We start from the raw sequence: 24,331 nt of genomic DNA, 5'->3' as shown, positions 1-24,331 counted from the left end.
GGGGAGGGGAGGGGAGGGGCCGGGCCAGGGCGGGCCGGGAGTGCGGCAGGGCGCGGACCTGAGCCGGGCCTGGCGGGCGAGGGGCGCCGGGCCGAGCGGACGAGGGGCGCCGGAGGGGCGCCGGAGGGGGCCGGACCGGGAGGGCGCCGGGCATGGCGGACGAGGGGCGCCGGAGGGCGCCGGGCCGGGCGGACGAGGGGCCGTGGCGCGCGAAACGCCCGACCGGAGACTCCGGTCGGGCGTTTCGTCGGTTCCGGTCACCACCGGCCGGGCCGCCGGGCGGCTCGGCAGGGTGCCGCGCGCGTGGTTACGCCTTGCGCCACAGGGCCGGGACGTTCGGCGGCTCCCAGCCGTTGATCGCGGTGTGGGCCTGGAGGCAGACGTACGACGAGCCGTTGTACGTGACCGAGTTGCCCGCGGTGTAAGCGGTGCCGACCTTCCAGGTGCCGGTCGGCGGGTCGGTGGGCGTCGGGGTGGTGCTGCCGCCGCCCGGCTTGCCGTCCACGTTCAGCACGAAGTCGAAGGTGGCTTCCTTGCCGCTGCCGACCGTGCGGACGTTCATCAGGAGCGCGGGGTCGTAGATGGTGTCCGTGCTGTTGCGGGGCTCACCCGGGAAGTACGTCTGGGTGGTGAGGATCCGCTGGCCGGGGGCCTGGAGCTTGACGTGCATGTGCCGGGTGCGGCCGGGGTACAGGCCGGGCACGATGGTCGTCAGCTTGTAGGCGCCGTTGGCGTCGGTGAACTGGTGGCCGCGGAAGGTGAAGCCGACGTTGTCGTAGTTGCCGCCGTTGTCCGCCTGCCAGAAGTCCAGCAGCACGTTGGCGAGCGGCACGCAGTTGCGGCCGAAGACGAAGCCGCTGATGGTGAGCGCCGTGCCGGGCTTGCCCGCGGTGGTCAGGTTGTCGCGCAGCGGGGAGTTGGGCTTGAAGTACGGCCCCTCCATCTGCTCGCGGGTGAGGCCGCCGCCGGTGCCGCAGTAGGGCGTGGGGGTGAGCGTGCGGCCGTCGCCGGAGCGGACGGCGTCCCGGGCGAGGGCTATGCCGCCGGTGGCGAGCAGCGGGACCGCGGCGCCCGCGGCCACGGCCGCGCGGAGCAGGGTCTTGCGGCTGATGCCGTTGGGCGCGTCGGGGGAGGGAGTTGTGGGGGTCATGGTGGTTCCTCGGTCTCCTCGGTGATTGGTCCCTGGGGAAGCTGGGCGGGACGGTGTGTCACGAAGTGCGGAGTGTGGAACAGACAGGGGGCGCGTCCGCCGCTGCGGGGCAGGCAGTGGTCGGTGCTCGGCGGACGTGCCCCCGTCGTGATCGGTCGTCACCGTAGTGGCGGCCGCGGGCGGCCGGGGACCCCCTGTTTCGCCCCCTGCCCCGCGTTATGCGCGCCCCCGTCGGGCCCCCGGAGGAGCGCCCGCGCGTGTACGGGTGATCCCTCCCGGCGGTACCGTCGGGCGCGCGGCGCCGGCGGACCTGACCGGCGCCGCACGGCATGGGGAGGCCGCGATGGGCGGGGCGACGACGGTGGCGGGGACGGCGGGGACGGACGGGTCCGGGGCGGGTCCGGGGCAGGACGCGGGGCCGGAGGGCGGGGCGGCGACGGGGGCGCGGACGCTGCCGAGGGTGCCGGGGTTCGCGGCGTGGCCCGCGACCGGGTCGCCCAAGGCCGAGGGCAGGGCGCTGCGCTCCCGGGTGCCCCGCTCGGCGCACGCCGTGTTCGACGCGGACGCGGGACGGCCCGGTGCCGTCGAGTCCGTGGAGGAGTCCAACCGGGGGCGGCTGCCCGAGCTGGTCCCGCTGCGGGTGGGCCGGATGGCGGCCACTCCCTTCGCCTTCCTGCGCGGCGCGGCCGGGCTCATGGCGTACGACCTGGCGCGCACCCCGGTGACCGGGGTCGCCGCCCAGATCTGCGGCGACGCGCACGCGGCCAACTTCGGTCTCTACGCGGACGCGCGCGGCGGCCTGGTCATCGACCTGAACGACTTCGACGAGACGGTGCGCGGCCCCTGGGAGTGGGACCTCAAGCGGCTGGCCACCTCGCTGGTGCTCGCGGGCCGCGAGACCGGCGCGGGCGAGGAGGAGTGCCGCGCGGCGGCCCGGGACACGGCGGGCGCCTACCGGCGCACCATGCGGCTGCTGGCCGGGCTGCCCGCGCTGGACGCCTGGAACGCCATCGCCGACGAGGAGCTCGTCTCCCACGCCGACGCCCACGATCTCCTCGGCACCCTGGAGCGGGTCTCCGCGAAGGCCCGGGCCAACACCAGCGGGCGCTTCGCCGCCCGGTCGACCGAGGCCACCGGGGACGGCGGCCGGCGGTTCGTGGACGCCCCGCCGGTGCTGCGCCGGGTGCCGGAGGGCGAGGCGGCCGCGGTGGCCGCTGCCCTGGAGCCGTACCTCGCGACGCTGTCCGAGGACCGGCTGCCGCTGCTGGCCCGACACGCGGTGCACGACGTGGCCTTCCGGGTCGTCGGCACGGGCAGCGTGGGCACGCGCTCCTACGTGGTGCTGCTGCTGGACCACCGGGGGGAGCCGCTGGTGCTCCAGGTGAAGGAGGCCCGGCCGTCGGCGCTGCTGCCGCACCTGCCCGCCGCCGGGTTCGACGTGCCCGCCGCCGGGCACGAGGGACGCCGGGTGGTGCTGGGGCAGAAGCGCATGCAGGTCGTCAGCGACATGCTGCTGGGCTGGACCACGGTGGCGGGACTGCCGTACCAGGTGCGGCAGTTCCGCAACCGCAAGGGCAGCGTCGACCCGGCCGCGCTGGCCGCCGGGCAGCTGGACGACTACGGCCGGATGACGGGCGCCCTGCTGGCCCGCGCCCACGCGCACAGCGCGGACCCGAGGCTGGTCGCCGGGTACTGCGGCAAGAACGGGGAACTGGACGAGGCGGTGGCCGCCTTCGCCGTGGCCTACGCCGACCGCACGGAGGCCGACCACGCGGATCTGGTCGCGGCGGTGCGGTCGGGGAGGGTGGCGGCGGAGTCCGGGGTGTGACGGGGGCGGGGCCCGCGGGGCGGCGAGGGCGGGCCCGGTGGCCGGGGACGGGCGGCCGGCGGCGTCCGTGCGGTGATCCGGGGCCGGAGCGGTGCCGTCCGGTGCCCCGGGCGGCCTGTCGTCCTGCCGTTCCGCGCGCGGTGTTCCGCCGCCCTGCCGTTTAGCGCGCGGCGGCCCGTCGCCCTGCCGCTCCGCGCGCATGGCGGTCCGGCTCCCCGGCAGCCCGTTCCGCACCCGGCGGCTCGGGTTCCGCGGTGACCCGGGGGCGGAGCGGTTCCGGTGCCCGGCGCCGGGCCGGCGGGGTCCGGCCCCCTGCCGTTTAGCGCGCGGCAGCCCGTCGCCCTGCTGTGCCGGGCGGGTGGGGCCGGTCCGGGTGCCCCGGGGGGCGGAACGGCCGCCTCCGTCACGGGGCGTGGGCGTGCGGCGCGTGCCCTACGCTGGTCGGGTGACGACCCCCGAAGCTGAGCAGGGCGGCGCGGCGCGTCCCGAGGAGCGGCTGGAGCGTGCCGTACGGGCCGCCGAGCAGGCACTCATCGAGTACGAGATCGCGGTGGAGACCTTCCGGGTGGAGGTCGAGAACTTCTCGCGCCTGCACGAACAGCGGCTCGGCCCGGTGTACACGCGCCTGGAGGAGCTGGAGGCGCGCATCCTGGAGGCGCGGGCCGCCCGCACCGGCGACGCCGGGGACCGGCGGCTGGCAGACGAGGCGCGCGCCCGGCTGATGCCGATCCCGGGGGTCGAGGAACTGCTGCACGGCTGGATGGACGGCGACGGGCTGTTCCCGGAGGCCGCCTCGATGCTCACCGGCCGCGAGGTGCGGCCCCCGCAGCGGGTGCGGCCCGGCGAGGAGGCCCGCCGCCTCTACCGCGAGCTGGCCCGCAAGGCCCACCCCGACCTGGCGCAGGAGGAGGACGAGCGGGGCCGCCGCGAGGAGTTCATCACCCGCGTCAACGCCGCCTACGCCCGCGGCGACGAGGCCGCGCTGAGGGAACTGTCCGAGGAGTGGGCCGCCGGACCGGCCCCCGAGCGGCGGCCCGGCCCCGCCGAGGAGCTGTACCTCCGCCTCGAATGGCTGGACCGGCGCAAGGAGATGCTGACGCTGCTGGCCAGGGAACTGGAGGACAGCGCGATCGGCGCGATGCTGCGGCTGGCCCCGGACGACCCGGACCGGCTGCTGGAGGAGATCGGCGAGCAGCTGGCCGCCCAGGTGCGCGAGCGCGAGGCGGAGCTGGCGGGGCTCCTCGAACAGGACTGAGCGGGCCGGTGGCTCCGGTAGCGTCGGGGACATGAATTTCGGAGCCGGAGTGCCCACGATCGAGGTCACGGACCTCAAGGACGACGACTTCCTGCTGGACGTCCGCGAGGACGACGAATGGCGGGCGGGCCACGCCGCCGGGGCGCTGCACATCCCCCTGAGCGACTTCGTGGCCCGGTACGGCGAGCTGACCGATGCCGCGCCGCAGGACGGCCGGGTCCATGTGATCTGCCGCTCCGGCGGGCGCTCGGCCCAGGTCACCATGTACCTGGGCCAGCAGGGCATCGACGCGGTGAACGTCGACGGCGGCATGCAGGTGTGGGCCGCCGCCGGGCGCCCGGTGGTGGACGAGCAGGGGCAGCCGGGTCTGGTGCTGTGACCGTCCGCCGTCCCCGGTGACCCCGCCTCCGGTGACCCGCGGCCGTCTGCGGTGGCCCGCCGCCGTCTCCCGGGGGCCGGGCACGTCCGACGGCCGGGCACTCCCCTTCGAGGGGTGCGCCGTCGAGCGGTGCGCCCCCGCGGGGCGCGCTCCCGGGCCCTCCGGGTGCCGTCTCCCCGGCCCCGCCGCGTGATGACGATGTGGTGACGGCCGCCCCCGGCGGTTCGCCGGGGGCTGTGCGGGGGGCCGGTCCTGAGTACCGTTCCCGTTCGAGCGCCGCGGCGAGCCGGGGCGGGGAACGCACGGCCTGGAACGGGGCGGAATTGGACGCGCAGGACACGGGCCCGGTCACCCGGGAGGAACGGCACGGGACCCCCGGCGCCGCGTCCCCCGACGCCGTGACCGCCGGTTCCGGGGCGGCCGGCGGGGAGCCCGCCGACTCCGCGTCCACGGATGAGCGGCCCGGCCCCGCGCCCGCCGGCCCCGCGCCTGTCGGCCCTGTGCCTGCCGGAGGGGAGGCGACCGGCATCGCGTCCACCGGCCCCGCGTCCGCTGGCCCCGCGTCCGCTGGCCCCGCGCCTGTCGACCCCGCGTCCGCTGTCCCGGAGGCCACCGGCACCGTCCCCGCCGGTGACGCGTCCACCACCGGCGGGAAGGCCGCCGACGGCGGTGCCCGTACCCGTGGGCCGCTCCGGGCCGAGGCCGACCCGGCCTCCGGTCCCGGTCCCGCGGCGGCACTCAACCCCGGTCCCGTTCCGGCACCGGTCCCCGGGGCCGGTCCCGTTCGGGCGCCCGGCCCCTCACCCGACCTCCGTCGCGGCTCCGCGTCCGGGGCGGCCCCGGACCCCGCGTCCGGCTCCGACCAGGGCCCCATCCCCGCCCACGGTCCGGGCCCCGGTACCGCCAACGACCCCGGCCCGGACCCCGACCCCGGCCCCGGCCCGGACCCCGGCCCCGGCCCGGACCACGCCCCCGACCTCGCCCCCGGTCCCGGTCTAGCCGGGCTCCCCCCGGCGTACCGCGCCGGGGCCCTCGTCGCGCTCGTGGCCGTCGCGGTCGGCGTCTGCGTCCATCTGGGGCTGGTCTTCCTGCACGTCGCTCCCGCCAACACGCTGAGCAAGCAGCACGGTTCGCTGGTCGGTGAGTGGATCTACCCGGAGTTCGAGCAGAACTGGCAGCTCTTCGCGCCCAATCCGCTCCAGCAGAACATCTCCGTCCAGGTCCGCGCCGAGGTCGAGACCGCCGACGGCGGCGTCCGGACCACCGGCTGGTACGACCTGTCCGCCCAGGACGGCGCGGCCATCAGGGGCAACCCGCTGCCCAGCCACACCCAGCAGAACGAACTCCGCCGCGCCTGGGACTTCTTCGTCGCCACCCATGACTCCGGCGATCGCCCGACCGGGCCGCGGGGCGCCCTCTCCGAGGGCTATCTGCGCCGCATCGCCGTGCTGCGGCTGGGGCGCGAGAACGCGGCGGGACCCGGTGGTGCCCTCACCCGGATCCAGTTCCGGTCCCGCACCACCGCCGTGCCGCCGCCCACCTGGAGCGGCGAGAAGGTCTCAGGCCAGCCCCTGCACCGGCAACTGCCCTGGTGGCCGGTGCCGGTGGGCGAGGCGGAGGGGGACGTCACCGGATGAACCCCGCCCGCCCGCTCCGTTCCGTCCGGTACGCCCTCGCCCGGGTCACCGGGACCGCGCTCGGCCCCCACCAGAGCGCCGTGATCCGTATCGGCTTCAGCCTCACCTGGCTGCTCTTCCTGCTGCGGGAGATCCCCCACCGGCACGAGCTGTACGGACCCGACGGACCCTGGAGCCATGAGCTGGCCCAGCGGCTGATCGCGGAGAACGGCGCCTTCACGGTGCTGATGTGGTCGGACGGGCGGTTCTGGTTCGAGGCCGTCTACGCGCTGTCCGTCCTGGCCTCGGTGGGACTGCTGCTGGGGTGGCGCACCCGCACCCTGTCCGTCCTCTTCATGGTGGGCGTGCTGTCCCTGCAGAACCGCAGCATCTTCATGGGGGACGGCGGCGACAACGTCCTGCACCTGATGAGCGTCTACCTGGTCCTCACCCGCTGCGGCCGGGTGTGGTCGCTGGACGCGCGCCGGGTGCGGCGGGAGGCGGCGGCCCGCGCGCGGGGCGAGTGGCCGGTGGACCGGACCGGGCCCGCGCTGTGGGGCGTGCTCGGCGCGGTGCTGGTCGCGGCGTCCCCGCTCGGCGGCATGGACGGCGACCGAGTGATCCCGGTGCTGCTCTGGGCCGTGTGGGTCGGCACCGCCCTCTGGTGGTGGGCGGGACACCGGGCGCGCGACGGCGGGGCGCGGGCCTTCCTCGACGTCCTCGCGAACATCCTGCACAACGCCGGTCTCGTGGTGATCATGGCGGAGGCGTGCCTGGTCTACGCGACGGCCGGCTGGTACAAGATCCAGGGCTCGCGCTGGCAGGACGGCACCGCCGTCCACTATCCGCTGCAACTCCAGTACTTCTCCCCCTGGCCCGCGCTCTCCGAGGCGCTGGCGGCCAGCGGCACCATGGTCATGCTGATGACCTACGGGACGGTCGCGGTCCAGGTCGCCTTCCCGTTCACGCTGTTCAACCGGCGGCTCAAGAACGTGCTGCTGGCCGCGATGATCGCCGAGCACGCGGCGATCGCCGTGATGCTGGGGCTGCCCTTCTTCTCGCTGGCGATGATCGCCGCCGACGCCGTCTTCCTGCCGACCTCCTTCCTGCGCCGCCTGGGCGCGTGGGCGGCCCGCGCCCGGGACCGGCTCGCCGGGCGGCGCGGCCCCCGTGCCCGGGACGGGGACCCGGGCGGGGACGGCGCTCCGGACGGCGGTCCGTCCCGGCACCCCGGAGGACACGGAGCCCCGGAGCAGGCCCCGCCCGGACACCCGGACGGGACCGGCGGGGACCGGGACGGAACGGGCGGGCGCCCGTACGGAGCCGGCGGGCGCCCGGCGGTGCCCGCGCCCCGGGGCCGGGCCGAGGAGGACGGCGGGCCGCCCCGCGTAGGCTTCCCCGCATGACCGACGCCGGAGCCGACAGCCCGTCCGACGCCCTGGCCCGCTGGCGCGCGCACGCCGGGACGGCCTTGCTGCTGGACGGCTTCCACGCCGTGAAGCACGCGCTGCGGTTCGGCGCCGAGGTACCGGTGGCGGTCGCCGCCGACCGCGCGGGCGCCCTGGAACTCGCCGCCGAGCTGGCTCCCGACGTACGGGACGCCCTGGCGGCGCTGCTGACGCCGGTGTCCGCCGCGGCGTACGCCTCGCTGGTGCCGCGTCCGCACCCCACCGCCGTGGCCGCGCTGGCGGTGCGCCCGGCGCGGGAGGACCGGCTGCGGGCGCTCTCGCGGCTGCCCCGCACCGCGCCCGTCGTCGTCCTCGACCAGCCGCGCAACCTCGGCAACGCCGGGGCGGTGGTGCGGTTGGCCGCCGGTTTCGGGGCGACGGGGGTCGTCACCACGGGCACGCTCGACCCCTGGCACCCCACCGTGGTGCGGGGCGGGGCGGGCCTGCACTTCGCGACCGCCGTGGAACGGCTGAGCGTGGCCGAGATGCCGCCCGGCCCGGTGTTCGCCCTCGATCCGGAGGGCGAGGACATCCGCGGGACGAGGCTGCCGGACGACGCGCTGCTCGCCTTCGGCTCCGAGCGCAGCGGGCTCTCGCCGGAGCTGCGCGCGCGGGCCGACCGTCTGGTGGCGCTGCCGATGCGCCCCCAGGTCTCCAGCTACAACCTGGCGACCAGCGTGGCCATGGCGCTGTACCACTGGAGCGCGACCGGGGGCGCGGCCTCCGGCGGCCCCGGTGACCCGGGCGGCACCGCGGCCTCCGGCGGCCCGGCCGCCCCGGCCGCCCCGGGTGAGCCGGGTGGCCCTGGCGGCGGGCCCGCCGCCTCCTGACCGCCCCGACCGCCCCGGCCGCCCCGGCCGCCCCGGCTCAGGATTCCCGGCGGACCTCCATCACCCGGAAGCGGTTGGCGACGAAGGCCGCGTCGCACAGGGCCGCGTTGGCCGCCGGGTTGCCGCCGGAGCCGTGGAGGTCGGAGAAGGCGGCCGTCTGGTTGACGTACACCCCGCCCGTGAGGTTGAGGGAGAGCTGGGCGGCCTCCTCCAGGCAGACCTCCTGGACGGCCTCCTCGACCTCCGCGTCCGTGGTGTAGGCGCCGACCGTCATCGCGCCCTGCTCGCGGATACCGCGCCCCAGCACCTCCAGGGCGTGGGCGGTGGAGTCGACGGCGACGGCGAAGGCGACCGGGCCGAAGCACTCGCGGGAGAAGGCGGCGGCGTCGTCGGGCTTGGCGGCGTCCAGCTTGACGATCACCGGGGTGCGCACGACCGCGTCCGGGAACTCGGGGTGGGCCACCTCGCGGGAGGGCAGGGCCACCTCGCCCAGGTCGTGGGCGGCCTCCAGACGTGCCCTGACGTCCGGGTTGACCAGGGCGCCGAGCAGGGCGTTGGCCCGGGCGTCGTCACCGAGCAGCCCGCTGACCGCGGCGGCCAGGTCGGCGGTGACCTCGTCGAAGGACTTGTGGCCCTGGTCGGTGGCGATGCCCTCGCGGGGGATCAGCAGGTTCTGCGGGGTGGTGCACATCTGGCCGCTGTACAGGGACAGGGAGAACGCGAGGTTGGACAGCATGCCCCGGTAGTCGCCGGTGGAGTCCACCAGCACCGCGTTGACCCCGGCCTTCTCCGTGTACACCTGGGCCTGGCGGGCGTTGGCCTCCAGCCAGTCGCCGAACCCGGTGGAGCCCGTGTAGTCGATGATCCGGATCTCCGGGCGGGTCGCCAGCTCCTTGGCGATGCCCTCGCCGGGGCGCTCTGCGGCCAGCGCGATGAGGTTGGGGTCGAAGCCCGCGTCGGCGAGCGCCTCCCGCGCCGTCCGCACGGTGAGCGCCAGCGGCAGCACGGCGCGCGGGTGGGGCTTGACCAGGACCGCGTTGCCGGTGGCGAGGGAGGCGAACAGGCCCGGATAGCCGTTCCAGGTGGGGAAGGTGGTGCAGCCGACGACCATGGCGACGCCCCGGGGGACTGGGGTGAACCGCTTGTCCAGGGCGAGCGGGTCGCGCTTGCCCTGCGGCTTGGTCCACCGGGCGGCGTCGGGCGTGCGGGTCTGCTCCGCGTACGCGTGGGCGACGGCCTCCAGACCGCGGTCCTGGGCGTGCGGGCCGCCCGCCTGGAAGGCCATCATGAAGGCCTGTCCGGAGGTGTGCATGACGGCCTGGGCGAACTCCATGGTCCGGGCGCTGATCCGCCGGAGGATCTCCAGGCAGACCGCGGCGCGCAGCTCGGGCCCCGCGTCCCGCCACCGGCGCTGGCCGGCCCTCATGGCGGGGAGCAGCACGTCCGGGTCCGGGTGCGGATAGGTCACGCCCAGCTCGACGCCGTACGGGGAGACCTCGCCGCCCACCCAGTCGTCCGTGCCGGGCTGGCCGAGGTCGAGGCGGGTGCCGAGCAGCGCGTCGAAGGCGGCCTTGCCCGCGGCCACGTCGAGCGTGCCGTCCTCCCCGTAGGCCTTGGGGTGCTCGGGGTGCGGCGACCAGTACGCGCGCGTCCGGATCGTCTCCAGCGCCCGGTCGAGGGTGGGCCGGTGCCGGGTGATCAGCTCCTGCGCGGTGAGTGCGGCGGCCATGCGGGACCAACTCCTCGTCTGACGGTGCTTTCCGTGGGGCTCGTGGCACGGGGGGAGCCTGGGCGGGGACGGGCGGACAGAGCTAGAGTAACCGAACGATCGGTCGGGACAAGGGGGTCCGCCGCATCTGTGGACAACCCCGTGCGGGAGGATCGCGCACATGACAGCACTGGACCTCAGCAGCCCCGTGGCCGTCGTCGGCGCCGGCACCATGGGCCAGGGCATCGCCCAGGTCGCGCTGGTCGCGGGCCACCCCGTGCGGCTGTACGACGCCGCTCCGGGGAGGGCCCGGGAGGCGGCCGCGGCGATCGGAGCCCGGCTCGACCGGCTCGTCGAGAAGGAGCGCCTGACCGGCGCCGACCGGGACGCCGCCCGCGCGCGGCTGAGCCCGGTCGGGGACCTCGCGGAGCTGGCCGGCTGCGCCTTGGTCGTCGAGGCGGTCGTGGAGCGGCTGGACGTGAAGCAGGCCCTCTTCCGCGCGCTGGAGGACGTGGTCCCCGCGGACTGCCTGCTCGCCACCAACACCTCCTCCCTCTCCGTCACCGCCGTCGCCGGGGCGCTGGAGCAACCCGGCCGCCTGGTCGGCCTGCACTTCTTCAATCCGGCGCCGCTGATGCCGCTGGTCGAGGTGGTCTCCGGGGCCGTCACCGACGTCGCCTCGGCCACCCGCGCGTACGAGACGGCCCGCGCCTGGGGCAAGACGCCGGTGGCGTGCGCGGACACCCCCGGCTTCCTCGTCAACCGCCTGGCCAGGCCCTTCTACTCCGAGGCGTTCGCGCTCTTCGAGGATCAGGCGGCCGACCCGGCCACCATCGACGCGGTGCTGCGCGAGTCGGGCGGATTCCGGATGGGCGCCTTCGAGCTGACCGACCTCATCGGCCAGGACGTCAACGAGTCGGTCACGCACTCCGTGTGGCGGTCCTTCTTCCGGGACGCGCGCTTCACCCCGTCGCTGGCGCAGCGGCGGCTGGTGGAGTCCGGCCGGCTCGGCCGCAAGACCGGCCGGGGCTGGTACGAGTACGGGGAGGGCGCCGAGCGCCCCGAGCCGCACACCGCCGACCCGGCCTCCCCGCCCGCGTACGTGGTCGCGGAGGGCGGCCTCGGCCCGGCCGGGGAGCTGCTTCCCCTGATCCGCGCGGCCGGCATCGAGGTCCGGGAGGAGCCGGAGGACGAGGGCACGCGGCTGACCCTGCCCGGCGGCGGGGAGCTGGTCCTCGCGGACGGCCAGACCTCGGTGGAGTTCCAGGACGTCGTCTACTTCGACCTCGCCCTGGACTACCGCAGGGCGACCCGGATCGCCCTGTCCGCCTCCCAGGACACCTCCCCGCGCACCCTGGCCGAGGCGACGGGCCTGTTCCAGGCGCTCGGCAAGAAGGTCAGCGTCATCGGGGACGCCCCCGGCATGATCGTCGCCCGGACGGTCGCGCGGATCGTGGACCTGGCGCACGAGGCGCTCGCCAAGGGCGTGGCGACCGAGGGGGACATCGACACCGCGATGCGCCTGGGCGTCAACTATCCGCTGGGTCCGCTGGAGTGGGGCCGCAGGCTGGGCCGGCACTGGGCGTACTCGCTCCTGGAGGACCTGCACGAGCGCGAGCCCGGCGGCCGGTGCGCGCCCTCGCTCGCCCACTACCGGCACGCCCACGCCTCCGGCAAGCGGGACGGCGGAGCGTCATGACCACCGCCAGACGCGACACGTACACCCCGGAGACGCTGCTGTCCGTCGCGGTACGGGTCTTCAACGAGCGCGGCTACGACGGCACCTCCATGGAGCACCTCTCCCGGGCGGCCGGCATCTCCAAGTCGTCGATCTACCACCATGTGGCAGGCAAGGAGGAGCTGCTGCGCCGGTCCGTGAGCCGGGCCCTGGACGGCCTGTTCGGCATCCTGGACGAGGCGCCCGCGCGCGAGGGGAGCGCCGCCGGGCGGCTGGAGTACGTCGTGCGGCGCATGGTGGAGGTGCTCATATCCGAGCTGCCCCATGTGACGTTGCTGCTGCGGGTGCGGGGCAACACCGACACCGAGCGGTGGGCGCTGGAACGGCGGCGGGAGTTCGACCACCGGGTCGCGGAGCTGCTCAGGGCAGCGGCGGCGGCCGGGGAGGTGCGCGACGACGTGGAGGTGCGGCTCGCCACGCGCCTGGTCTTCGGGATGATCAACTCGGTGGTGGAGTGGTACCGGCCCGACGCCCGGGGCGCGGGGGAGCGCGAGGTGGCCGACGCGGTGGCCCGGCTGGTCTTCGAGGGGCTGCGCGGGAGGGCCTGAGCGGGCCGGGGGCGCCGCCCGCGCCCCGCCCGCCTTCCGCGGGGCCCCGCCCCGGTGGCCGTCGCCGTTCCCGCCCCGCCGCGGGGCCGCCCCGGCGGCCGTGGCGGCTCCCGTTCCCGTTCCCCAGGGGCCCGCACGGCCCCGGGCGCCCCTGTGCGGCTCCCGTGCGGAGGCCGCCGTCGTCCCGGTCCGCACACTGTCGCCGGCCTGCACGCCCTCCCCGGCCTTCTCCCCGTCCCCGGCGCTCTCCCCGGCGCGGCGCCGGGGGCGGGGCGTCCGTCAGCCCTTCGGCTCCAGGTCCTCCGTCTCGAACACCAGCAGGGTGCGGGTGCTCAGCACCTCCGGGATGGCCTGGATGCGGGTCAGCACCAGTTCGCGCAGGGCGCGGTTGTCGGGGGTGTGCACCAGCAGCAGGACGTCGAAGTCACCGCCCAGCAGCGCGATGTGCGAGGCGCCGGGGAGCCGCCCGAGCTGCTCGCGCACGGTCCGCCAGGAGTTCTGCACGATCTTCAGGGTGATGTACGCCGAGGTGCCCTGGCCGGCCCGCTCGTGGTCGACGCGGGCGCCGAAGCCGCGGATCACGCCGTCCTCGATGAGCCGGTTGATCCGGGAGTAGGCGTTGGCGCGGGAGACGTGCACCCGCTCGGCCACCGACCGTATCGAGGCGCGGCCGTCCGCCTGGAGCATGCGCAGGATGTCCTGGTCGATGGCGTCCAGCGGGCGCGCGGGCGGCAGCCGGGCGGGCTCCTGCGGGCGCGGCGGCAGCGCGCCGGATTCCTCCGGCCGGTCGGCCATTCGTTCAGACTCCATGTGCCCCCGCCTTCCCGCCGTGGACGTACTGCGCCCATCACAGGCTGTGGAGAACCGTTTGTCCACAGCCTGGGGCCGCCTGTAGCCAAAATGTGCCGACGACCGAACAATCGGTAGGTGAGGCCCGTCACACCCGTGGCGAGCCCGCAGCCGCTCCCACGAGGAGGTGCCGTCATGACGGTGATGGAGCAGCGGGGCGCGTACCGGCCCACGCCGCCGCCCGCCTGGCAGCCGCGTACCGACCCCGGGCCCCTGCTGCCGGACGCCGAGCCGTACCGGGTGCTCGGCACCGGCGCCGCCGACCGGACCGATCCCCGGCTCCTGCGCGCCCTCTACGCCCGCCTGGTCCGCGGCCGGCGGTACAACGCGCAGGCCACCGCCCTGACCAGGCAGGGCAGGCTCGCCGTGTACCCCTCCAGCACCGGGCAGGAGGCCTGCGAGATCGCCGCCGCGCTGGCCCTGGAGGAGCGGGACTGGCTCTTCCCCAGCTACCGGGACACGCTCGCCGTGGTGGCCCGCGGGGTCGACCCCGTCGAGGCCCTCACCCTGCTGCGCGGCGACTGGCACACCGGCTACGACCCCTACGAGCACCGGGTGGCCCCGCTGTCCACCCCGCTGGCCACCCAGTTGCCGCACGCGGTCGGTCTCGCCCACGCGGCCCGCCTCAAGGGCGACGACGTGGTCGCGCTGGCCATGGTCGGCGACGGCGGCACCAGCGAGGGCGACTTCCACGAGGCGCTGAACTTCGCGGCCGTCTGGCGGGCGCCGGTGGTCTTCCTCGTCCAGAACAACGGCTTCGCGATCTCCGTCCCGCTCGCCAAGCAGACCGCGGCGCCCTCGCTGGCCCACAAGGCCGTCGGCTACGGCATGCCCGGCCGCCTGGTCGACGGCAACGACGCCCTCGCCGTGCACGAGGTGCTCACCGGGGCCGTGCGGCGGGCGCGCGAGGGCGGCGGCCCCACACTGGTGGAGGCCGTCACCTACCGCGTCGAGGCGCACACCAACGCCGACGACGCCACCCGCTACCGGGGCGACGCGGAGGTGGAGACCTGGCGGCGGCACGATCCGGTCGAGTTGCTGGAGCGGGAGCTGACCCGGCGCGGGCTGCTCGACGAGGAGGGGATGCGGGCCGCCCGCGAGGACGCCGAGGCGATGGCCGCCGACCTGCGCGCCCGGATGAACGAGGACGCGGTGCTCGATCCGATGGACCTGTTCGACCATGTCTACGCCGAGCCCACCCCGCAACTGCGCGAGCAGCGCGACCTGTTGCGCGCCGAGCTGGAGGCCGCCGCCGAGGCGGGGCCGGAGGGGGAGGAGCGATGACCACCGTCGCGGCCCGGCCGGCCACCATGGCGCAGGCACTCACCCGGGCGCTGCGCGACGCCATGGCGGCCGACCCCGGGGTCCATGTCCTGGGCGAGGACGTCGGCACCCTCGGCGGCGTCTTCCGGATCACCGACGGGCTCGCCGCCGAGTTCGGCGACGACCGCTGCACGGACACCCCGCTGGCCGAGGCCGGCATCCTCGGCGCCGCCGTCGGCATGGCCATGTACGGGCTGCGGCCGGTGGTGGAGATGCAGTTCGACGCCTTCGCCTACCCGGCGTTCGAGCAGCTCGTCAGCCATGTCGCCAAGACGCGCAACCGCACGCGCGGGGCGGTGGGACTCCCGCTGACCATCCGCATCCCCTACGGCGGCGGCATCGGCGGGGTTGAGCACCACAGCGACTCCTCCGAGGCGTACTACATGGCGACTCCGGGGCTCCATGTCGTCACGCCCGCCACCGTGGCCGACGCCTACGGCCTGCTGCGCGCCTCCATCGCCTCCGACGACCCGGTGGTCTTCCTGGAGCCCAAACGGCTGTACTGGTCGAAGGACGCCTGGGACCCGGAGGAACCGGCGCCGGTCGAGCCGATCGGCCGCGCTGTGGTGCGGCGGCCCGGCCGCAGCGCCACGCTGCTCACCTACGGGCCCTCGGTGGCCGTCTGCCTGGAGGCTGCCGAGGCGGCCCGCTCCGAGGGCTGGGACCTGGAGGTCGTGGACCTGCGCACCCTGGTGCCGTTCGACGACGAGACGGTGTGCGCCTCGGTGCGGCGCACCGGGCGCGCGGTCGTCGTGCACGAGGGCGGCGCCTTCGCGGGTCCCGGCGGGGAGATCGCGGCCAGGGTCACGGAGCGCTGCTTCCATAGGCTGGAGGCGCCCGTCCTGCGGGTCGCCGGGTTCGACGTGCCGTATCCGCCACCGATGCTGGAGCGCCACCACCTGCCCGGCGTGGACCGGATCCTGGACGCCGTGGGGCGGCTGCAGTGGGAGGCGGAGAGCTGATGGCACAGGTGCGGGAGTTCAGGCTGCCCGACCTCGGTGAGGGGCTCACCGAGGCGGAGATCGTGCGCTGGATGGTGGCGGTCGGCGACGTGGTCGAGGTCGACCAGCCCGTCGTCGAGGTCGAGACGGCCAAGGCGATGGTCGAGGTGCCCTGCCCCTGGGCCGGTGTGGTCACCGCCCGCTTCGGCGAGGAGGGCGGCGAACTGCCCGTCGGGGCACCGCTGCTGACGGTGGCGGTGGGCGGCCCCGCCGACGGGGGCGGTCCTTCCGCTCCCGGCGCGGGCGGTGCCGACGGGGCCGCCGCCACCCGGCCCGGCGGCGCCCCGGGGCCCGGCGGGGAGCCGGGCCCGGGGGCCGTGGACCGGGAGCCGGGCGCGGGCGCCGGGGCCAAGCGGCGGGCCGAGGGGTCGGGCAATGTCCTGGTCGGCTACGGCACCTCCGCGGCCCCCGCGCGGCGGCGCCGGGTACGGCCCGTGGCCGCCGCCGCCCCGGCGCCCGCCGCCCCTGCCCCGGCGCCCGCCGGGGTCCGCGCCCCGGGGGCCGGTCCCGGGCGGACCGACGGCCCGGACGGGGCCGCCGCCCCGGTGGCGGACGGCCCCGTGCCGGTGATCTCCCCGCTGGTGCGGAGGCTGGCCCGGCAGAGCGGCCTGGATCTGCGCGAGCTGTCCGGCTCCGGTCCCGACGGGCTGATCCTGCGGGCCGACGTCGAGTACGCCCTGCGCGCCGCGGCGCACCGCCCGGTCGCCGCGGTGGCCCCCGCCCCCGCTCCCGCCCCGGTGCCGGCCGGGGCCGACGGGCGGGCGGTGCCCGACGGGGTGCGCGTTCCCCTCCGGGGCGTCCGGGGCGCCGTCGCCGACAAGCTCTCCCGCAGCCGCCGGGAGATCCCGGACGCGACCTGCTGGGTGGACGCCGACGCGACCGAGCTGATGCGGGCGCGGACCGCGATGAACGCGGCGGACGGCCCCAGGATCTCGCTGGTCGCCCTGCTGGCCCGGATCTGCGTCGTCGCGCTCGCCCGCTTCCCCGAGCTGAACTCCACCGTCGACACCGGGGCCCGCGAGGTGGTCCGGTTCGACCGGGTGCATCTGGGCTTCGCCGCCCAGACCGACCGGGGCCTGGTCGTGCCCGTCGTCCGGGACGCCCACACGCGCGACGCCGAGGGGCTCACCGCGGAGTTCGCCCGGCTGACCGGGGCGGCGCGGGACGGGCGGCTGTCGCCCGCCGACCTGACCGGCGGCACCTTCACCCTCAACAACTACGGGGTGTTCGGCGTCGACGGCTCCACGCCGATCATCAACCACCCCGAGGCGGCCATGCTCGGCATCGGCCGCATCATTCCCAAACCCTGGGTGCACGAAGGGGAGTTGGCGGTCCGGCAGGTGGTCCAGCTCTCGCTCACCTTCGACCACCGGGTGTGCGACGGTGGCACGGCGGGTGGTTTCCTCCGCTATGTGGCGGATTGCGTGGAGCAGCCGGCGGTACTGCTGCGCACCCTGTGATCACGCGGGTGCCCCTGCGTTCCCCGGGCCCCACGGGGCACGCATACTCGGGGGGTGACCGCGTACGAGTCCCACGGGGACCCCGGGCGCGCCCCCGCGCCGGACACCGCCCCCGCCGCTCCGGGCGACCGGCGTGACGCCCTCCCGGGACCCGCCCCCGCCGGGCCGGAGGGCACCGGGGCCGACGCCGCTCCGGCCGCGTACGACGCCGTGGTGCTCGCCGGGGGTGCCGCCCGGCGGCTGGGGGGCGCGGACAAGCCCGGGGTGCGGGTGGGCGGCCGGGCGCTGCTGGACCGGGTGCTCGCCGCCTGCGCCGGGGCCCGCGCCACCGTCGTCGTCGCGGACCCCCGGCCCACCGCGCGGCCCGTGACCTGGGCCCGCGAGGAGCCTCCAGGCGGCGGCCCGCTCGCCGCGCTGGCCGCCGGGCTGCGGCACACCACGGCCCCGTACGTCGTGGTCCTCTCGGCCGACCTGCCGTTCCTGGACGCGGCGACCGTCCGGCGCCTGACGGCGCACCTCGCGGCGGGCACCGCCGACGGCGCGCTGCTCACCGACGCCGACGGCCGCGACCAGCCCCTCGTCGCCGTCTACCGCGCCCGCTCCGTCCGCCGCGTCCTCGCGGACCTCGCCGGAGCGGCGGATCCCGCGGACCTCGCGGGGCTGCCGGTCCGCCGCCTGACCGGCGCCCTCGAACTCACCCGTGTCCCGGGTGCCGCCGCGTCCTTCGACTGCGACACCTGGGACGACATCGCCATCGCCAGGGCACGCATCAGGGAGCATGGGCACGTGTTGGATGAATGGATCACCGCAGTCAAGGACGAACTGGGCCTCGACCTGGACGTCGACACCACTGTCCTGCTCGACCTCGCCCGTGACGCCGCGCACGGCGTGGCGCGGCCCGCGGCCCCGCTGACCACCTTCCTCGTCGGCTATGCCGCCGCCCTGAACGGCGGCGGGCCGGAGGCGGTCGCCGAGGCCGCCCGCAGGGCCACCGCCCTCGCCCTGCGCTGGGCCGAGGAGTCCTCGGCCCCGGGCCCGGACCGGGAGACCGGAACCGCGGGCGCCGCCGGGACCGACGCGGTGCCCGAAGCCGCTCCCCGCACCCGGCCGGATGCCTGATGTCCGCCCCCGGCGCGCGGACCGGCGCGGAGACGGAGGACGACCTCGACGTCGAGGAGGCGCTCGCCCTCGTCCAGTCCCACCCGGAGGCCCGTCCCGGTCACCGTCCCGGCTCCCCCTCCGCCGCTCCGTCCGGCGGCAGCCCCGCCGCGTCCTCCGCCGGGAACCCTCCCCCGTCCGCGGGCCCCGGGCAGGGAGGTGCCCCCGCTTCCTCCTCCGGGCGCCGCCACCGCGGCACCGCCTGGCCCGAGGCACGTGCCGTGGCCGTCCGCGCCGTCCGCGCGGGCACCCGAGCCGGGCACCGGGAGCCGGTCTCCGTGCCCCTGGACGCGGTCCTCGGCCTCACCCTGGCCGCGCCGCTCGACGCCCTCACCGATCTTCCGCCCTTCGACACCTCGGCGATGGACGGCTGGGCGGTCGCCGGGCCGGGCCCCTGGACGGTGCGGGACGAGGGCGTCCTGGCCGGTCACGCGGAGCCCGCGCCCCTCGTCGACGGCGAGGCCGTCCGCATCGCCACCGGCGCCCGGGTCCCCGCGGACGCCACCGCCGTGCTGCGCAGCGAGCACGGGCGCGGCGACGCCCAGGGGCGGCTGCACCCGGCCCGCGAGGTCGTCCCCGGTCAGGACATCCGCCCGCGCGGCCAGGAGTGCCGCAGCGGTGACCGGCTGCTGCCCGCCGGCACCGTGGCGACCCCGGCGGTGCTGGGCCTCGCGGCGGCGGCCGGGTACGACACGCTGGCCGCCGTGCCGCGCCCCCGCGTCGACGTGCTCGTCCTCGGCGACGAACTGCTCGGCACGGGTCTGCCCCACGACGGGCTGATCCGCGACGCCCTCGGCCCGATGCTGCCGCCCTGGCTGCGCGCGATGGGCGCGGAGACCGGCGGGGTGGAGCGGGTGGGCGACGACGCCGAGGCCCTGCACCGGGCGATCACCGGCTCCCGTGCCGAACTGGTCGTCACCACCGGAGGGACCGCGGCCGGACCCGTCGACCACGTCCACCCGACGCTGCGCCGGATCGGCGCCGAGCTGCTGGTGGACGGCGTTGCCGTGCGCCCCGGCCACCCGATGCTGCTGGCCCGCCTCCCGGACGGCCGCCATCTCGTCGGGCTGCCGGGCAACCCGCTCGCCGCAGTCTCCGGCCTGCTCACCCTGGCCGAGCCGCTGCTGCGCGCCCTCACCGCGCGGCCGGTGCCGGAGCCGTACACGCTGCCGCTGGGGGATGCCGTGCAGGGGCACCCCCGGGAGACCCGGCTCGTCCCCGTCGTCCTGCGCGGCGACCGGGCCCTGCCGCTGCGCTACAACGGTCCCGCCATGCTGCGCGGCATCGCGGCGGCCGACGCGCTGGCCGTCGTCCCGCCGGGTGGTGCGCGGTCGGGGCAGGAGACGGAACTGCTCGACCTTCCCTGGGCCACCGGCGGAATTGGAGTGTGTTTCACGTGAAACTTCCGGGTCAGGACGCGATTGCCCGGCAGGCGGACGAGCATCTGGTGACCCATCGGGTGGCGCTCCCCCGGAAGATGGTGGAGCACCCCATCCGGCAGGTCGGCAAGCGGCTGCTGATGGCCCTGCTGGTCCTGGTGGCGACGGCGCTCATCGTCTACGCCGACCGCGAGGGCTACAACGACAGCTCCGACTCCAGCCTCGACCTCCTCGACAGCTTCTACTACGCCACCGTCACCCTCTCCACCACCGGGTACGGCGATGTCACGCCCGTCAGCGACGCCGCCCGGCTGACCAACATCTTCGTCATCACGCCCCTGCGGGTGCTGTTCCTGATCATCCTGGTCGGCACCACGCTGGAGGCCCTCACCGAACGCACCCGGGAGGAATGGCGACTGAACCGCTGGAGGTCCACCTTGCGTGACCACACCGTCGTCATCGGCTTCGGCACGAAGGGGCGCTCGGCGCTCCGGACCGTCTGCGCGACCGGACTGCGCAAGGAGCAGGTGGTCGTCGTCGACCCCAGCGGCAAGGCGATCGAGGCGGCGAACGCCGACGGCTTCGCGGGTGTCGTCGGCGACGCGACCCGCAGCGATGTGCTGCGGCGGGCCGAGGTGCAGCGGGCCCGGCAGATCATCATCGCCACCCAGCGCGACGACACGGCGGTCCTGGTGACCCTGACGGCCCGGCAGATCAACCGGGGAGCGAAGATCGTGGCGGCGGTCCGCGAGGAGGAGAACGCGCCGCTGCTGAAGCAGTCCGGCGCGGACGCCGTGATCACCAGCGCCAGCGCCGCCGGGCGGCTGCTCGGGCTCTCCGTGCTCTCCCCGGCCGCCGGCATGGTCATGGAGGACCTGATCAGCCAGGGCAGCGGGCTCGACCTCGTCGAACGGCCGGTGATAAAGGCCGAGGTCGGCAAGAGCCCGCGCGAGCTGGACGAACTGGTGGTGAGCGTGGTGCGCGGCCACCGGGTGCTCGGATACGACGACCCGGTGGTCGGCGACCTGGAGCTGACGGACCGCCTGATCACCATCGTCCGCGCCACCCCGGCCACCCATGTCACCCCGGACACCCGGCCGCTGCCGCTCGACTGACCGTGGCGCCGGGCGCGGGGCCGCCGGAACGCGGGGAGTAGCGTCGGTGCCATGCATGCGATCACGATTCCCGAACCCGGTGGCCCCGAGGCCCTGGTCTGGGCCGAGGCCCCCGATCCGGTGCCCGGCGAGGGCGAGGTCCTGGTCGACGTGGCGGCCAGTGCCGTCAACCGCGCCGACATCATGCAGCGCCTGGGCTTCTACGACCCCCCGCCCGGCGCTTCCGTCCACCCGGGGCTGGAGTGCTCCGGCACGATCGCCGCGCTGGGCCCGGGGGTGTCCGGCTGGGCAGTCGGCGACGAGGTGTGCGCCCTGCTGTCGGGCGGCGGCTACGCCGAGCGGGCCGTGGTGCCCGTCGGACAGCTCCTGCCGGTCCCCGCGGGCGTCGGGCTGCCGACGGCGGCGGCCCTGCCCGAGGTCGTCTGCACCGTCTGGTCCAACGTCTTCATGGTCGCCCACCTCCGCCCCGGCGAGACGCTGCTGGTGCACGGCGGTTCCAGCGGCATCGGCACCATGGCGATCCAGCTCGCCAAGGCCGTGGGCGCGACGGTCGCGGTGACCGCGGGCACGGCGGAGAAGCTGGAGCGCTGCGCCGGACTGGGCGCCGACATCCTGATCAACTACCGCGAGCAGGACTTCGTCGCCGAGATCGAGAAGGCCACCGGCGGCGCGGGCGCCGACGTGATCCTCGACAACATGGGCGCCAAGTACCTGGACCGCAATGTCCGCGCCCTCGCCGTCAACGGACGGCTGGCGATCATCGGCATGCAGGGCGGGCGCAAGGGCGAGCTGGACATCGGCGCGCTGCTCACCAAGCGCGCCGCGGTCAGCGCGACCTCGCTGCGGGCCCGTCCGCTGGAGGAGAAGGCGGCCATCGTGGCGGCGGTGCGCGAGCACGTCTGGCCGTTGGTGGAGGGCGGCCACGTCCGCCCGGTCGTCGACCGCGAGCTGCCGATGCGGGAGGCCGCCGAGGGCCACCGGATCGTGGAGGGGAGCGGCCACATCGGCAAGGTCCTGCTGGTCAACGCCGTCTGACCGCGTGCCCGCCCCGCCCTCACGCAGGGCGGGGCGGGCACGACACCCTTGGCCCGGCCGGCCCCCGGCCCCCGGCTCCTGGCCCCCGGCCTCCGGCTCCTGGCCCCCGGCCTCCGGCTCCTGGCCCCCGGCCTCCGGCTCCTGGCCCCCGGCTCCCGGCCTCCGGCCCCGGCCACGGTTCCCGGCTCCGGCTCTGGCCCCGGCTCCGGCCTCCGGCCCCGACACCGGCCTCCGGCCTCCGGCCCCGGCCTCGGTTCCCGGTTCCCGGCTCCGGCTCTGGCCCCGGCCCCCGACACCGGCCTCGGCTCCCGGCCTCTGCTCCTCGGGTCCCGGCCCCCCGGGCAACTGGCCTCGGCCTCGGCCCCCAGCCCCGGTCTCCAGCCTCCAGCCTCCGGCCCCGGTCTCTGCTCCCGGCCCCTGGCCTTGGCTCCCGTTCCCGGCCTCTGGCCTTCGCCCGGCCCCCGGCCCCGGTCCCCGGCCTCCGGCTCCGCTCCCGGCCCCAGGCTCCGCTCTCGGCCTCCGGCTCCCGCTCCGGGCCGCCGCGCCGGGGCTGTGCCGTGCTGTCCCCGGCTACGCGGTCCCGTGCCCGGCCCGCCCTAGGAACGGCGCAGGCGCAGGCCGGGCTCCCGAGCCCCGGCCTTCGCCCCGGTCCCCGGCCTCCGGCCCCGGTCCCCCCTCCCGGCCTCTGGCCTCGCCTCCCGGACCCTGGCCCCTGGCCCCTGGCCCCTGGCCCCTGGCCTCGGTCCCCGTCCCGGCCGCCGCCCCTGGCCTCGGCTCCCGCTCCCGGCCGCCGCACCGGGGCTGTGCCGTCCTGCCTCCCGGCTGTGCGGTCCCGTGCCCCGGCCCGTCCTAGGAACGGCGCAGGCGCAGGCCGAGGCAGGCGATGCCCAGGCCCAGGCCGATCAGCACCAGTCCGCTGCCCAGCGACAGCAGCCGCGGGGCGGGGCCGGTGGGTTGCCGGGCGGTGACCCGCGTCCCGTCCCGCGCCGAGGCCCGGGTGTCGGGGGCCGGGGTGTCCGGCGTGGGCGCGGCGGAGGGGGCGAGGACGGCCGCGCCGGGCGGCACGGCGCCGTCGGGACGGACGGGACCGACAGGGGTGTCGACGCCGCCGTCGGGCAGGGGCCGCGCGCCGGGGCCGTCGGGGGAGGGTCCCGTTCCGGCGCCGTCCCACTCCGGTTCCGGTACCGCGGACCGTCCCGGGCGCTCCCGTCCCTCCCCGGCGGCGCTCCCCGCCCGCGAGGGCGCGACGGCCGGGGCGGAGGGCGCGGCGGCGTCTCGCGCGGGCCGGTCGGGACCCTCGCCGCCCTCGCGGCTCCCGTCGTCGGGGCCGGTGGTGGGGCGGTGTGCCCCGCCGGTTCCCGGACCGTCGTCGGAACGGCCGCCGGAGCCGTCCTCCGGGTCCGCGGGTCCCCGCCCGCCCCGTCCCTCGTGATCGTCGCGACCCGTGCCGTCCGGTCCCGTTCCCGGGTCCCGGCCCGTGCGGCCACCGGGGTGCCCGGTGTCCGGCCGGTCGCCCCGGTGCGCCCCGGCGGCGGGGGCGTCGGCGGCACCGGCGAGGTCGGCGGCTCCCCCGGGTCCGGGACCGGGAACCGGCGCGGCGGACGCGGCGGCCCGGGGCACGGTCACGGCCGCCCGGGGCACGGGCGCGCCGCCGGGCGCGGCACCCGCCGGGAACGGCGTCAGGACGGCGCTCAGCGCCAGCACCCCCGTCGTCAGCACCCCCGCCAGTCCCGTGGTGCGCGGTGCGCACAGCCATGGAGTCACCGCGTGACCCCCTCCCGGTCAGCAGTCGTCCAGCAGGCGGCGTCGACATCGACGTCTTCCAGCCTCACACCGTTCGGCGAGTCCGGCATTCCGGATACCCCCGTACGCGGCCGGTGACCGGCCCGGCCCTTCTCCGGGGGACCCGGCCCGGCGCGCCCCCCGGGTGCGAGAGAATGGCCGTATGGAGATGCCGAGGAACGACAGGTCGCCGGAGAAGCCCCAGATCCTGGTCGTCGGCCAGGACGGAATGGCGCTGAGCGGTGGCGGTGGTGACGGAGACGAGGAGCCCCGCGAGATCCCGGTGACGGAGCAGGTCGAGCAGCCTGCCAAGGTCATGCGGATCGGCAGCATGATCAAGCAGTTGCTGGAGGAGGTGCGTGTCGCCCCCCTGGACGAGGCGAGCCGGGCCCGGCTCAAGGAGATACACGCCAGCTCGGTGAAGGAGCTGGAGGACGGGCTGGCCCCGGAGCTGGTCGAGGAGCTGGAGCGGCTCTCGCTGCCCTTCACCCACGACGCCACCCCGACCGACGCCGAGCTGCGCATCGCCCAGGCCCAGCTCGTCGGCTGGCTGGAGGGCCTGTTCCACGGCATCCAGACCACGCTGTTCGCCCAGCAGATGGCCGCGCGCGCCCAGCTCGAGCAGATGCGCCGCGCCCTGCCGCCGGGCGTCGGACACGACGGCGGCGACGAGCCGCACCCGGGCGGCCGCTCGGGCGGCCCCTACCTCTGACCGAGACGACCCCCACC

The 24,331-nt window shown here is 76.5% G+C and carries 20 protein-coding genes; 16 read left to right on the top strand and 4 right to left on the bottom strand.

Annotation, left to right across the window (positions count from 1 at the left end; all coding sequences use genetic code 11):
- Positions 1 to 307 precede the first annotated feature (307 nt).
- The gene (locus tag GTY84_RS18950) at positions 308 to 1,150 is read right to left on the bottom strand and encodes a carbohydrate-binding protein (RefSeq protein WP_161227482.1); all 843 of its coding nucleotides are present in this window, start codon (positions 1,148 to 1,150) and stop codon (positions 308 to 310) included.
- A 343-nt stretch (positions 1,151 to 1,493) separates the two neighbouring features.
- On the opposite strand from GTY84_RS18950, the gene GTY84_RS18945 reads away from it, so the two are divergent.
- From GTY84_RS18945 to GTY84_RS18920, 6 genes are all read left to right on the top strand, one after another.
- Positions 1,494 to 2,978, top strand: a complete 1,485-nt coding sequence (locus GTY84_RS18945; RefSeq protein ID WP_161227481.1) for a DUF2252 domain-containing protein — start codon at positions 1,494 to 1,496, stop codon at positions 2,976 to 2,978.
- Positions 2,979 to 3,423: 445 nt separating this feature from the next.
- Complete coding sequence (locus GTY84_RS18940; RefSeq protein ID WP_161227480.1) at positions 3,424 to 4,233, top strand: hypothetical protein; 810 nt, start codon at positions 3,424 to 3,426, stop codon at positions 4,231 to 4,233.
- 49 nt (positions 4,234 to 4,282) lie between these two features.
- The gene (locus tag GTY84_RS18935; protein ID WP_161227488.1) at positions 4,283 to 4,612 is read left to right on the top strand and encodes a rhodanese-like domain-containing protein; all 330 of its coding nucleotides are present in this window, start codon (positions 4,283 to 4,285) and stop codon (positions 4,610 to 4,612) included.
- Positions 4,613 to 5,484: 872 nt separating this feature from the next.
- Entirely contained in the window at positions 5,485 to 6,249 is a 765-nt protein-coding gene (locus GTY84_RS18930; protein WP_345943483.1) for a DUF5819 family protein, read from the top strand.
- Positions 6,246 to 7,634, top strand: coding sequence for an HTTM domain-containing protein (locus GTY84_RS18925; RefSeq protein WP_161227479.1), 1,389 nt, complete (start codon positions 6,246 to 6,248; stop codon positions 7,632 to 7,634). Before GTY84_RS18930 ends, GTY84_RS18925 begins: the two co-directional genes overlap by 4 nt.
- Positions 7,631 to 8,506, top strand: coding sequence for a TrmH family RNA methyltransferase (locus GTY84_RS18920; protein ID WP_161227478.1), 876 nt, complete (start codon positions 7,631 to 7,633; stop codon positions 8,504 to 8,506). Before GTY84_RS18925 ends, GTY84_RS18920 begins: the two co-directional genes overlap by 4 nt.
- 37 nt (positions 8,507 to 8,543) lie before the next feature.
- On the opposite strand, the gene paaN is transcribed toward GTY84_RS18920, so the two are convergent.
- Positions 8,544 to 10,235: a phenylacetic acid degradation protein PaaN gene (gene paaN / locus GTY84_RS18915; RefSeq protein ID WP_161227477.1), complete on the bottom strand. Its 1,692-nt coding sequence runs from the start codon at positions 10,233 to 10,235 to the stop codon at positions 8,544 to 8,546.
- Between the two features lie 160 nt (positions 10,236 to 10,395).
- On the opposite strand from paaN, the gene GTY84_RS18910 reads away from it, so the two are divergent.
- Together GTY84_RS18910 and GTY84_RS18905 are read left to right on the top strand one after the other, a co-directional pair.
- Positions 10,396 to 11,913, top strand: coding sequence for a 3-hydroxyacyl-CoA dehydrogenase (locus tag GTY84_RS18910; protein WP_161227476.1), 1,518 nt, complete (start codon positions 10,396 to 10,398; stop codon positions 11,911 to 11,913).
- Complete coding sequence (locus tag GTY84_RS18905) at positions 11,910 to 12,500, top strand: TetR/AcrR family transcriptional regulator (RefSeq protein ID WP_161227475.1); 591 nt, start codon at positions 11,910 to 11,912, stop codon at positions 12,498 to 12,500. Before GTY84_RS18910 ends, GTY84_RS18905 begins: the two co-directional genes overlap by 4 nt.
- A 279-nt stretch (positions 12,501 to 12,779) precedes the next feature.
- Here the strand turns inward: GTY84_RS18905 and GTY84_RS18900 are convergent, their stop codons facing one another.
- Complete coding sequence (locus tag GTY84_RS18900; protein WP_202551401.1) at positions 12,780 to 13,295, bottom strand: Lrp/AsnC family transcriptional regulator; 516 nt, start codon at positions 13,293 to 13,295, stop codon at positions 12,780 to 12,782.
- Between the two features lie 189 nt (positions 13,296 to 13,484).
- Here GTY84_RS18900 and pdhA point away from each other — a divergent pair, with 189 nt between their 5' ends.
- The 7 genes from pdhA to GTY84_RS18865 are packed head-to-tail and all read left to right on the top strand — an operon-like array spanning position 13,485 to position 21,820.
- Positions 13,485 to 14,633 (top strand): pyruvate dehydrogenase (acetyl-transferring) E1 component subunit alpha, encoded by a 1,149-nt coding sequence (gene pdhA / locus GTY84_RS18895; RefSeq protein WP_161227474.1) that lies wholly within the window; start codon positions 13,485 to 13,487, stop codon positions 14,631 to 14,633.
- Complete coding sequence (locus GTY84_RS18890; RefSeq protein WP_161227473.1) at positions 14,630 to 15,634, top strand: alpha-ketoacid dehydrogenase subunit beta; 1,005 nt, start codon at positions 14,630 to 14,632, stop codon at positions 15,632 to 15,634. The genes pdhA and GTY84_RS18890 overlap by 4 nt, the downstream gene beginning before the upstream one ends.
- Positions 15,634 to 17,133, top strand: a complete 1,500-nt coding sequence (locus GTY84_RS18885; protein ID WP_161227472.1) for a dihydrolipoamide acetyltransferase family protein — start codon at positions 15,634 to 15,636, stop codon at positions 17,131 to 17,133. The genes GTY84_RS18890 and GTY84_RS18885 overlap by 1 nt, the downstream gene beginning before the upstream one ends.
- A gap of 54 nt (positions 17,134 to 17,187) precedes the next feature.
- Complete coding sequence (locus GTY84_RS18880; RefSeq protein ID WP_161227471.1) at positions 17,188 to 18,252, top strand: molybdenum cofactor guanylyltransferase; 1,065 nt, start codon at positions 17,188 to 17,190, stop codon at positions 18,250 to 18,252.
- A complete protein-coding gene (locus GTY84_RS18875) occupies positions 18,252 to 19,691 on the top strand; it encodes a molybdopterin molybdotransferase MoeA (protein ID WP_161227470.1) in 1,440 nt (479 codons plus the stop codon). The genes GTY84_RS18880 and GTY84_RS18875 overlap by 1 nt, the downstream gene beginning before the upstream one ends.
- Positions 19,688 to 20,785, top strand: coding sequence for a potassium channel family protein (locus GTY84_RS18870; protein ID WP_161227469.1), 1,098 nt, complete (start codon positions 19,688 to 19,690; stop codon positions 20,783 to 20,785). The genes GTY84_RS18875 and GTY84_RS18870 overlap by 4 nt, the downstream gene beginning before the upstream one ends.
- Positions 20,786 to 20,836: 51 nt before the next feature.
- The gene (locus GTY84_RS18865) at positions 20,837 to 21,820 is read left to right on the top strand and encodes an NAD(P)H-quinone oxidoreductase (RefSeq protein WP_161227468.1); all 984 of its coding nucleotides are present in this window, start codon (positions 20,837 to 20,839) and stop codon (positions 21,818 to 21,820) included.
- An 849-nt stretch (positions 21,821 to 22,669) separates the two neighbouring features.
- Here the strand turns inward: GTY84_RS18865 and GTY84_RS18860 are convergent.
- On the bottom strand, positions 22,670 to 23,584 hold the full coding sequence (locus tag GTY84_RS18860; RefSeq protein ID WP_161227467.1) for a hypothetical protein: 915 nt from the start codon (positions 23,582 to 23,584) through the stop codon (positions 22,670 to 22,672).
- Positions 23,585 to 23,765: 181 nt separating this feature from the next.
- On the opposite strand from GTY84_RS18860, the gene GTY84_RS18855 reads away from it, so the two are divergent.
- The gene (locus GTY84_RS18855; protein ID WP_161227466.1) at positions 23,766 to 24,314 is read left to right on the top strand and encodes a bacterial proteasome activator family protein; all 549 of its coding nucleotides are present in this window, start codon (positions 23,766 to 23,768) and stop codon (positions 24,312 to 24,314) included.
- Positions 24,315 to 24,331 lie beyond the last annotated feature (17 nt).

This window comes from Streptomyces sp. SID8352, from assembly GCF_009862265.1.
GTDB lineage: Bacteria > Actinomycetota > Actinomycetes > Streptomycetales > Streptomycetaceae > Streptomyces.
The sequence above is the reverse complement of the archived record's forward strand: the minus strand, read 5'-3'. Positions and strand labels throughout refer to the sequence as shown.